This window comes from Polaromonas sp. UBA4122 (genome assembly GCA_002381615.1).
In the GTDB taxonomy this organism is placed as follows: Bacteria; Pseudomonadota; Gammaproteobacteria; order Burkholderiales; family Burkholderiaceae_C; genus Polaromonas.
The window spans coordinates 37,750-47,009 of record DFWY01000151.1 but is presented as its reverse complement, the minus strand read 5'-3'; the positions used below and the strand labels follow the sequence as shown (position 1 = coordinate 47,009).

Here is a 9,260-nt window from a genome sequence, read left to right as displayed (position 1 = left end):
TATAAGAGACAGGCACCGACCCGCAGGCCATTCTTGAAGCCGCCCGACGCATCAAGGCCGGCGAGCTGGTCGGCTTTCCGACCGAAACGGTCTATGGCCTGGGGGCAGATGCTTCCAGCGATCAAGCTGTGGCTGGCATTTTCGCCGCCAAAGGCCGGCCCGCAGACCATCCGCTGATTGTTCACGTGGCCGATGCGCGCCAGGTGGCTGATTACGCCAGCAGCGTGCCGCCGTTTGCCGCCCGCTTGATGCAGGCCTTCTGGCCCGGACCGCTCACCGTGATTTTGCCGCGCAAGGACGGCATGGCCGCAGCCGCAGCCGGTGGCCAGAACTCGATTGGCCTGCGCTGCCCCGCGCATCCGGTGGCGCTGGCTTTTTTGAAAGCCTGCAACATCGGCGTGGCCGGCCCAAGCGCCAACCGCTTTGGCCGCGTCAGCCCCACCACCGCGCAGCACGTGCGCCAGGAGTTTGGCGATGCCTTGCTGGTGCTCGACGGCGGGCCGTGCGAGCTCGGCATAGAGTCCAGCATTGTGGACTGCACCCGTGGCCAGCCCGTACTGCTGCGACCGGGAGTTCTCACGCGCGCGCAACTGGAGGCCGCGTGTGGCGAGTCGGTGCTCGGTAAAGATGAACTGCCGCAAGCTGATTCAGCGTTGGGCAGCGCCCCCCGCGCCCCTGGCACGCTGGCCTCGCACTACGCCCCCAACGCCAAAGTGCGTCTGATGGACGCCGGCGCGATTCAAACCGCGCTCAATCTGCTCGGCGCGGACGCCGCCCACATTGCGGTCTATGCCCGCGCAATAGTGCACATCAAATCTGCGCAAGTGCTGTACCGGCGCATGCCCGACGATGCCGCCGCCGCCGCGCAGCAGCTGTTCGCCGTGCTGCGCGACTTCGACGCCCAGGGCGTCAAGCTGATATGGATTGAAAACCCGCCCGCTGCCGCGGAGTGGGAGGGCGTAAGGGACCGGCTGGGGCGGGCTGCGGCGAGCTGAGGGTGCCGTTCACGGATCGCCTGAATGGCCAAAAAAAATGGCCCCACACCAGCACAGGCAGGGGCCAGCGTTTTAGAACTTGTAGCCAATCGCCAGGCTGATCGCGCTGGGGTTGAGCTTGATGTCCAGTGTTTGACCGGTCGAGAGCGAGGCACGCGTTTTCAGCAGCGTGTAGGAGTAGCTCACATCCGCAAACCAGCGTTCATTCAAGGCCAGCGTGGCCCCCAGCTGGAAGGTCGGTGCCCACTTGGATTCAATTGACAAGGTGGTCGGGTTGCTGGGCAGGCCGCCCGTGATGGCCGACAACGTGGACGTGGCCCGTGCGCCGTAGAACTTGGCATACGTCAGGCCCGCGCCAAGGTAGGGGCGGAATTTGGCGTTGGGCTCCATGAAGCGCCATTGCCCGAGTAGCGTAATCGGCAATACCTTGACGTCGCCGAGCTTGCCCACGCCGGCAATGGCCCCATCGCCTGAAATGTTGTGCTTGAACGGCAGTGCCAGCGGCAGATCGACCGACAGGTGGTCGTTGACCATGTAGGTCACGTCACCGGACAGCCGGGTTGAGCCGTCAACGACCGCTTGGGTATGTGGAAAAGTCGGCGCCGTGAGGTCGCCACTGGATACGTTGGGCGTGATGTTGGTTACGCCGCCGAGCACCATCCAGGTGCCCGCCGATTGCGCCTGAGCGCCTGCCGCACAGGTTGCCGCAACAGCGATCAATAAAATTTTTGCTGTGTTGTTCATGCTATTTTTGCTTCGTGGGTTACAGCCAGCCGGCGTGGGCCAGTTGCACGCTGATGGACTGAGCGATCAACTGGTGCAGCAGCGGTGTGGGGTGGAAATTGTCCGAGAAGGCATAGCTCTTCCACCAGTCTGGCGACGCCTCTCCAACGGGAATGCTGGCCGACATGCTGGCCGAGTTGCAGGCTGCTACCGTCACGGCCAAGCTCAAACTGGCTTGGCCAGTCAGCGTATCCACGCCGCCAGCGACCACTGGGCAAGCTGGCGTGGTGGCATTGGTGATGCTGTACTGGGCCGGGTCGGCAAAAATCCGGTTGCCTTCGGTGTAGAAGTCAAACACCTGCACACCGGTGCCGGTCAAGCCCTGGGCCAACCCCGCATTGAAGGCCTGAATCCATGCCCTTACCGCACCCTGAACAGCATCGCGCTGGGCCGTTCCACCGGCAGCGGCAACACCCGCCAGGACGGCTTGAAATCTGGGAGTCTGGGTGAAATCGCTGGAGTTCACCACCACCACCTTCTTGACCCCCTTGGACAGCACGTTCGTGTTGATGGCAGCCACCAACGACTGGGCCAGGGCTTGTGCGTAAGCACCGCCTGCGGTGGCCAAGCTGGTGGAGCTTGGGGTGCCGATAATGGCCGTCACTGTAGCGGCGGGAAGCAAGGTACTTAGGGCCGCTTGATAAGTTGCCAGGCCCGCCGGCGACGTGGTCACTCCCAGAAAGGCGCCAGTGATGTCCGCCAGGTCATTCGATCCACCGTCGATGATCACCAGGTCGTTGGCTGCCAGCGATGCCGATCCGGCAGCCATCTGGTAGGGAATTGAAAATGGCACAGCATTACTGGGCGCGGCCGTGTTGGTGAGGTTGTTGACGCGCCCGCCTCCCACTGCGTAATTCGTGCAGGTGGAATTGGGGATGAAGGTTGTACCGTTGAACTTGAAGAACGAACACAGGCTATTGAAGCCAAAGCTTGCCGCAACGCGCTCGGGGAAAATCAGAAACGGGTTGGCCGGGTCGCTACTTTGAATCGTGAACTTGTAGCCAAACGTGCCGCTGTCAGTCAGGCTGTCGCCAAACACCTTGACCGAACTCACACTGGTTTTCGGCGCGGTATCAGCACCGTCGCTAGCACCGCCGCAACCGGCCAGGACCACCGCACAGCCGGCTGCCAGCGCAACCCAATTCCATCGTTTCATAATTTTTCCTTTGAAATAGAACGACTGTTCGTTTTGATCGCGATCATAAGATAACAAATCGTGTTGCAACAGAAGGGGCGGTTTCAAGCTCGAAGTGCAACAGCTTGTTGACGCTGCTTACATCAGGTTTCAACTGAGCATGAAGGCAGTAAAAAGCGATCGACATTTTTATTTATCTGCGGACCTGAATAATATTTTGGAGAGTTCGAGGAACAGGCCCCGGACCGCCGCTATTTGTGGACGGGCAGCGCGTTCAGCGGAATCCGCAGGTAGGCCACGCCGTTTTCATCGGGCGGCGGCAGTTGCCCGGCGCGCACGTTGACCTGAATCGACGGCAGGATGAGCGTCGGTAGTTCGAGCGTTGCATCGCGTGCTGTGCGCATGGCCACGAATTCGTCTTCGCCAATGCCGTCCCGCACATGGATGTTCTGAGCGCGCTGCTCTGCGACCGTCGTCTGCCACTTCGCTTGGCGCGATGCGGGTGGGTAGTCGTGGCAGACATACAGGGGCGTCTCGGGCGGCAGCTCCAGCAGGCGGTGGATGGAGCGGTACAACTGGTGCGCATCGCCACCCGGGAAATCGGCTCGGGCGGTTCCAACATCGGGCATGAACAGCGTGTCACCCACGAACGCTGAGCCGTCCACCAGGTAGGCCATGTCGGCGGGCGTATGCCCCGGCACCAGCAGCGCGGTGCCCTCGACCTCGCCGATCCTGAACTTTTCCCCGTCCGTGAACAGGTGGTCGAACTGGCTGCCGTCGGGTAGGAAAGTGCGATCGAGGTTGTAGATTTTCTTGAAGGTCGCCTGAACCTCGCGGATGTTCTCGCCGATGGCGATGCGCCCGCCCAAGCGCTCCTGCAAATAATGCGCGCCCGACAAGTGGTCTGCATGCGCGTGGGTTTCCAGAATCCAGTCGACGTGCAAGCCGTTCTCCCGCACATAGGCCAGCACCTGGTCGGCTGACTGGGTGCTGGTATGCCCGGACTTGAAGTCGTAGTCGAGCACCGGGTCGATGACCGCGGCGTGCTTCGCCGCGTGGTCCCACACTACGTAGGATATCGTCCAGGTCTTGGGATCGAAGAAAGCTTGGGTGGTGGTTCGGGCGCTCATGAGTGGGATTGGGGTGTGTTTAACGGACAGTGCAAGAGCTCTTGTGTAATTTCAATTCAGAAGAGATCTTGCACTATCGCCTGTTCAGACCTTTTTAAGGAAGCAGGCTTTCAGCATGAAGCTGCCCGCGTCCATCCGGCAGTCCACCTCATGGTCGCCGCTACCTAAGCGGATACTTTTGACCTTGGTTCCCATCTTCAGTGTGATGGACGAGCCCTTGACTTTCAGGTCTTTGATGAGCACCACAGCGTCGCCGTCGGCCAGCACATTGCCATTGGCATCCTTGATCACGGCATCGGCGTTGTCGTCGGCCTGCGGAGCCGCGGCGATCGGCCATTCATGGCCGCAGTCGGCACACACATAGTTGTCGCCGTCGGGGTAGGTGTTTTCCAAAGTGCATTGGGGGCAAGCGGGGAGCGTGGACGGGGTGGACATGGTTTAGTTTTAATCGCAGAAGGGTGGGGGGGAAGTCGGCAGCTGTGGGCGCAAATTATCTGCCATCAAAAATCCAATAAGCTGCAGGCGTCGATTCACTCGCCGCCCGCCTGGTCTGGCTGGTCGGCTTGATCCGGCAGAATGCGCGTCCGCCCGTACATCAATTTCATCCCCAGAATAGCCAGCGCCAGGAGCAGCGTGATCACGTTGGCAATCACCATGGGCCAGGCGCCCAGCAGCAGACCGTAAGCCAGCCACAGGGCAACCCCCAAGGTGAACACGCTGTACATGCTCAGAGAGACGCCGCTGACGTCCCGGGTTTTGAAGCTGAGCCAGGCTTGTGGCAAAAAGCTCAGGGTGGTGAGGCATGCGGCCAGGGAGCCGATGAGGTCGGTCAGGCTGAGGTGCATCATGGGCAGGTTCACCGGCCGCCTTGTTTCACTGCCCAGTCCACCAGGGCTTCGAGCGCAGGCCGTGCTGCAGGCGCATTCGGGTGGTTGACGATGGCCACCACCACCAGGCGTCTGCCGCTGGGTGTGTGGACATAGCCTGCCAGCGCGGTCGCGTCGCGCAGGGTGCCGGTTTTCAAATGAGCCCAGCCTTGGGACAGCTGCGATTTGCTGCGCTTGAGCGTGCCGTCCACGCCGGCGATCGGCAAGGAGGCCATCAGCTCTGGCATGGTGCCTGAGACATAGGCGGTTTGCAGCAGGCGGGCCAGCCCTTGCGGGGTGATGCGCGCCAGCCGCGACAGGCCCGAGCCATTGTCCAGTACCGGCAGGTCTTGCTCGCCAAAGCGCTCACGCCACCAGCTGCTCACCTCCTCGCGCGAGGCTTCGTTGCTGGCCGTGCCCGAGCGCTGCAGGCTCAGGGTCAAAAACAGCTGCTGCGCCATCACGTTGTTGCTGTATTTGTTGATGTCGCGGATCACCTCGGCCAGCGGGGGCGAAACCAGTTCAAACGCCGGCGTTTGATTCGGTGCGGCGCGGCCCTCACGCACGCGCCCGCCCAGCTTGCCGCCCATCTCCTGCCACATGCCAGCGACTGCCCGCTCGGCGTAGCTGGTGGGGTCTGCGTAGGCCACCGCCCAGACTTTTTCGCCACAGGCGACGGGGTAGCTGCCGTTAAAGGCCATGCGCAAGGGGTCTGAAAAGTCGGCCTGGAGCTGCGCCCGGTAGTCGCCGCAGGCTGCCAGGGTCGCGCTGCCGCTCTGTCCCGCCGACAGCGGCACGCTGGTCTGCGCCTGCACGCCGGCCAGGGGCGGTTCAAAGCTGACGCTGGCGTTGCCGCTGGCCAGGTTGGGAACAAAGGTCATCACCACCGACTTGAAGTTGATCAGCAGCGCATCGGGGGCGGCGTTGTAGGGCCGCAGCGGCTGGTCATCAAAGTCGGCCGGGTTTTGCGCGCTGGCCGCAAAAGCGCTGCGGTCCAGCAGGATATCTCCGGTGATGGTCTTGATGCCCAGCCCCTGCACCCGGCGCAGCAGCAGCCACAGCCGCTCCAGCACCAGCTTGGGGTCGCCCTTGCCCTGAATGACGAGGTTGCCCTGCAGCACGCCGCCCGCTATGGTTCCATCGACATACACCGGCGTGTTCCAGGTGAAGGAAGGCCCGAGCAGTTCAAGCCCGGCATACGTGGTGACCAGCTTCATGACCGAGGCCGGGTTCATGGCGGTGTTGGCACGGTAGCTCAGCAAGGGGGCTGATTTGCCATTCAAGGCGGGTGCGGCGTCCACCACCAGCGCAGCCATCGCGCCCTGCGGCACCTTGGCGCGCGCCAGCAAGGCCGCCACTTCGGGGGGCAGGGTTTGGCTGGGGGCTTGGGCTACTGCGCCCAGGCTGTACAGCCCGGCCAGCAGGCTCGAAGCCAGGCGCACCATGAAGCGGGCGCGGGATGAGTTGAAAAGCATGCGGCGATTATCCGTCGCACCTTGAACGGGCCTCCAGGCCGGATAATCACCGGGTGCCAGTTCGTCACCTGTGGGTTTCGAGCCGGGCTGATCCCGCCACGCTAATCCCGTCACTATGTTTTTGATAGCTGCTTGCGCCCGTCCTGTAGGCGCAAAAGCCTAATTTAATGCCTAAACTTCTGAAATTTCTCGCGTTTGACACCAGTACCGAACAGCTATCGATTGCGGTGACGGATGGCGTGCGCGTCTGGCAGCACAGCGGCCCGGGTGGCGCGCAGGCCTCCATCACGCTGATCCCGGCAATTTTCGCGCTGCTGGCCGAGTCCGGCCTGGCCCTGGGTGAGCTCGATGCCATTGCCTTTGGCCGCGGCCCGGGTTCGTTCACCGGCCTGCGCACGGCCTGCGCGGTGGCGCAAGGCCTGGCCTTTGGGGCCAACGACGGCGCGGGCATCCTGGTGCTGCCCATCGACACGCTGATGGCCGTGGCCGAAGAGGCGCGCTACCAGTGGGCCGGTACGGAAGGTCAATTAGTGGATGATTCAAGGTTCACCGTCACGGCGCTGCTCGATGCGCGCATGAATGAAATGTATGTTCAGGGCTATGAATTCAGTAGTGGCCGCAGCAGCGTGTTATGCAGGTCCATCAAGGACTGCGAGCTGATTCGGCCTGAAAACCTGGTGCCGGAACCGGCCACCCGTCTGCTCGCGGGTAACGTGTTTGGCGTGTATGCCGAGCGCTTGCCCGCAGGCCTGGCGTCGTTCGCCCACAGGCAAGCCCTGCCGACCGCCACCGCGCTGCTGCGGCTGGCGCCTGCATTGGCCGCTGCGGGGCATTGCGTGGAAGCGGCGCTGGCCTTGCCGCTGTATGTTCGCGATAAAGTCGCCCTCACCACCGAAGAGCGTGCCCAAGCCAGGGCCCAGGTCGAGCTGGCCACAGGTCTCGCCCACTAAATCGTCTGTCTGCCTTTTCATGAACCCTGCCCTGCAATCCCTCGAAGCCCAGTTTGAAGCCATGACGCCGGCCTGGCTGGAGGCGGTGGAGCGGGTGGAGCAAAGCGCATACGAACATCCCTGGACGCAGCGCAGCTTCACCGACTCGCTCACCGCCGGTTACCAGGCGCAGCTGCTCACCGCAGGCGTCCCGCCCCACATCGAGCTGCTGGGCTACTTTGTCGCCATGAAAGGCGTGGACGAGGTGCACCTGCTCAATATCACCGTGGCGCCCGCGCACCAGCGGCAGGGCTGGGCCCATGTGATGCTGGATGCGCTGGCCATCTGGTCGCGTGGGCAAGGCGCGCAGTGGTTGTGGCTGGAAGTGCGGGTCAGCAACGCGCGCGCCAAAGCCGTTTACGAACGCTATGGTTTCGGCCATGTGGGCATGCGCCGCAATTACTACCCGGCCACCGCTTCCGGACGCGAAGACGCCATCGTCATGAGTCTGGCCCTGTGAGTCCTCAAATGAGTGCCCAGCCATGAGCCTTCACCTTGACAAACGCCAGCGCGCCATGCTGCGCGAGATGGGCGTGCGCGTCTGGCAACCCGCCGAACCCGTAGTTGCTATAAATGTTGTAGCTGCTCGCGCATATACAGCGGGTGAGACAGGCAATTTTCATGAAAATATACCGGTCATTAACCCGGTTGTTAAATCGCCCACGCCCCGGGAGCCCGTAGCGCCCGTGCGAACCCCGCCCGCCCCAGTGTCGCAACCAGCCGCACGAGAAGGCAGTGGGCAGGCCTCGTGGAGCTTGGGCGAGGCGCGTGCCCTGTACCCGGAGGCCGCCCCTGCGCAAGGCGCGCGCTGGCTGGTGCTGGCCGAAGTACCGGCAGCGGCGCTGCAGGCCGAGCCCTTTCAGGGCGATGCCGGCAAGCTGCTCGACAACATGCTGCGCGCCGCCCGCATGAACCAGGCGGGCGTGGTTCTGCTGGCACCGCTGGTGCGGCATGCGGCCTCCGGTACGGCGGCGGACTTTTCGCTCGCGCTGGCTGCCTTGGTGGCCCGTGCCCAGCCCGATGTGGTGTTGGTCATGGGGCGCCTCGCGGCGCAGGCCTTGCTGTCCTCCACCGAGCCCTTCGGCAAGCTCAGGGGCCAGGTGCATAGCCTGCAGGGGGTAAAAACCATCTTGACCTACGACGCCAATTACCTGCTGCACCGACCGGCCGACAAAGCCAAAGCCTGGGACGATTTGTGTCTGGCCATGAGCCTGCTAGCGCACGCGCCCTGACGCTGGGGCTTCTTACAATCAGCACATGACCTTTCTCGACATGCTGGGCGCCGCAGAGCGCCAGAACCACTCCCTGCTGTGCGTGGGCCTGGACCCGGAGCCCGCCAAATTCCCCGGCCGGCTTTTGGGCGACGCCAGCAAGATTTATGATTTTTGCGCCGCCATCGTCGATGCCACCGCCGATCTGGTGCTGGCCTTCAAGCCGCAAATTGCCTACTTCGCCGCACACCGCGCCGAGGGCCAGCTCGAACGCCTGATGGAACACATGCGCCGGGCCGCGCCGCAAGTTCCCATCATTCTGGATGCCAAACGCGGCGACATCGGCAGCACCGCCGAGCAGTACGCCAAGGAAGCCTTTGAGCGTTACGGCGCCGACGCGGTGACGCTGTCGCCCTTCATGGGTTTCGATTCCATCACGCCCTACCTCAAGTACCACGGCAAGGGCGCTTTTTTGCTGTGCCGCACGTCCAATCCCGGCGGTGATGATTTGCAGAACCAGCGCCTCGCCTCGGTTGAAGGCCAGCCGCTGCTCTATGAGCATGTGGCCCGCCTCGCGCAAGGCCCGTGGAACCTCAATGGCCAGCTCGGGCTGGTGGTGGGGGCGACTTATCCGGCGGAGATCGAGCGTGTGCGGGCGGTGGCCCCCACGCTGCCT

11 protein-coding genes are annotated in these 9,260 nt (G+C 63.1%); 5 read left to right on the top strand and 6 right to left on the bottom strand.

The annotated features are described in order from the left end of the window. The first annotated feature begins 29 nt into the window (after positions 1-29). The gene (locus B3F77_RS18195) at positions 30-995 is read left to right on the top strand and encodes an L-threonylcarbamoyladenylate synthase (protein ID WP_293606321.1); all 966 of its coding nucleotides are present in this window, start codon (positions 30-32) and stop codon (positions 993-995) included. Positions 996-1,067: 72 nt separating this feature from the next. Here the strand turns inward: B3F77_RS18195 and B3F77_RS18190 are convergent, their stop codons facing one another. The 6 genes from B3F77_RS18190 to dacB all read right to left on the bottom strand — a co-directional run bounded on the left by B3F77_RS18190 (position 1,068) and on the right by dacB (position 6,384). Then, on the bottom strand, positions 1,068-1,739 hold the full coding sequence (locus B3F77_RS18190; protein WP_293606317.1) for an OmpW/AlkL family protein: 672 nt from the start codon (positions 1,737-1,739) through the stop codon (positions 1,068-1,070). A 19-nt stretch (positions 1,740-1,758) separates the two neighbouring features. Next, a complete protein-coding gene (locus tag B3F77_RS18185) occupies positions 1,759-2,934 on the bottom strand; it encodes an SGNH/GDSL hydrolase family protein (protein WP_293606316.1) in 1,176 nt (391 codons plus the stop codon). Between the two features lie 230 nt (positions 2,935-3,164). Beyond that, positions 3,165-4,043: an MBL fold metallo-hydrolase gene (locus tag B3F77_RS18180; RefSeq protein WP_293606315.1), complete on the bottom strand. Its 879-nt coding sequence runs from the start codon at positions 4,041-4,043 to the stop codon at positions 3,165-3,167. A gap of 84 nt (positions 4,044-4,127) precedes the next feature. Next, entirely contained in the window at positions 4,128-4,478 is a 351-nt protein-coding gene (locus B3F77_RS18175; RefSeq protein ID WP_293606314.1) for a zinc ribbon domain-containing protein YjdM, read from the bottom strand. A 95-nt stretch (positions 4,479-4,573) separates the two neighbouring features. Next, the gene (locus B3F77_RS18170; RefSeq protein WP_293606320.1) at positions 4,574-4,888 is read right to left on the bottom strand and encodes a SemiSWEET family sugar transporter; all 315 of its coding nucleotides are present in this window, start codon (positions 4,886-4,888) and stop codon (positions 4,574-4,576) included. Between the two features lie 11 nt (positions 4,889-4,899). Beyond that, on the bottom strand, positions 4,900-6,384 hold the full coding sequence (dacB, locus tag B3F77_RS18165) for a D-alanyl-D-alanine carboxypeptidase/D-alanyl-D-alanine endopeptidase (protein WP_293606313.1): 1,485 nt from the start codon (positions 6,382-6,384) through the stop codon (positions 4,900-4,902). A 167-nt stretch (positions 6,385-6,551) separates the two neighbouring features. Between dacB and tsaB the strand changes: the two genes are divergently transcribed. The 4 genes from tsaB to pyrF form a co-directional block, all read left to right on the top strand. Beyond that, positions 6,552-7,334: a tRNA (adenosine(37)-N6)-threonylcarbamoyltransferase complex dimerization subunit type 1 TsaB gene (tsaB, locus tag B3F77_RS18160; RefSeq protein ID WP_293606312.1), complete on the top strand. Its 783-nt coding sequence runs from the start codon at positions 6,552-6,554 to the stop codon at positions 7,332-7,334. A gap of 19 nt (positions 7,335-7,353) precedes the next feature. After that, positions 7,354-7,833 (top strand): ribosomal protein S18-alanine N-acetyltransferase, encoded by a 480-nt coding sequence (gene rimI / locus B3F77_RS18155; RefSeq protein ID WP_293606311.1) that lies wholly within the window; start codon positions 7,354-7,356, stop codon positions 7,831-7,833. A gap of 22 nt (positions 7,834-7,855) precedes the next feature. Then, positions 7,856-8,605 (top strand): uracil-DNA glycosylase family protein, encoded by a 750-nt coding sequence (locus B3F77_RS18150; RefSeq protein ID WP_293606310.1) that lies wholly within the window; start codon positions 7,856-7,858, stop codon positions 8,603-8,605. A gap of 25 nt (positions 8,606-8,630) precedes the next feature. Further along, the coding region (pyrF, locus tag B3F77_RS18145; protein WP_293606309.1) for an orotidine-5'-phosphate decarboxylase at positions 8,631-9,260 on the top strand (630 nt) is incomplete at its 3' end.

Coding starts and splice junctions, on each gene's coding strand:
- B3F77_RS18190 (WP_293606317.1), bottom strand. CDS start 1,739: ATGAACAACACAGCAAAAATTTTATTGATCGCTGTTGCGGCAACCTGT.
- B3F77_RS18185 (WP_293606316.1), bottom strand. CDS start 2,934: ATGAAACGATGGAATTGGGTTGCGCTGGCAGCCGGCTGTGCGGTGGTC.
- B3F77_RS18180 (WP_293606315.1), bottom strand. CDS start 4,043: ATGAGCGCCCGAACCACCACCCAAGCTTTCTTCGATCCCAAGACCTGG.
- B3F77_RS18175 (WP_293606314.1), bottom strand. CDS start 4,478: ATGTCCACCCCGTCCACGCTCCCCGCTTGCCCCCAATGCACTTTGGAA.
- B3F77_RS18170 (WP_293606320.1), bottom strand. CDS start 4,888: ATGCACCTCAGCCTGACCGACCTCATCGGCTCCCTGGCCGCATGCCTC.
- dacB (WP_293606313.1), bottom strand. CDS start 6,384: ATGCTTTTCAACTCATCCCGCGCCCGCTTCATGGTGCGCCTGGCTTCG.
- tsaB (WP_293606312.1), top strand. CDS start 6,552: ATGCCTAAACTTCTGAAATTTCTCGCGTTTGACACCAGTACCGAACAG.
- rimI (WP_293606311.1), top strand. CDS start 7,354: ATGAACCCTGCCCTGCAATCCCTCGAAGCCCAGTTTGAAGCCATGACG.
- B3F77_RS18150 (WP_293606310.1), top strand. CDS start 7,856: ATGAGCCTTCACCTTGACAAACGCCAGCGCGCCATGCTGCGCGAGATG.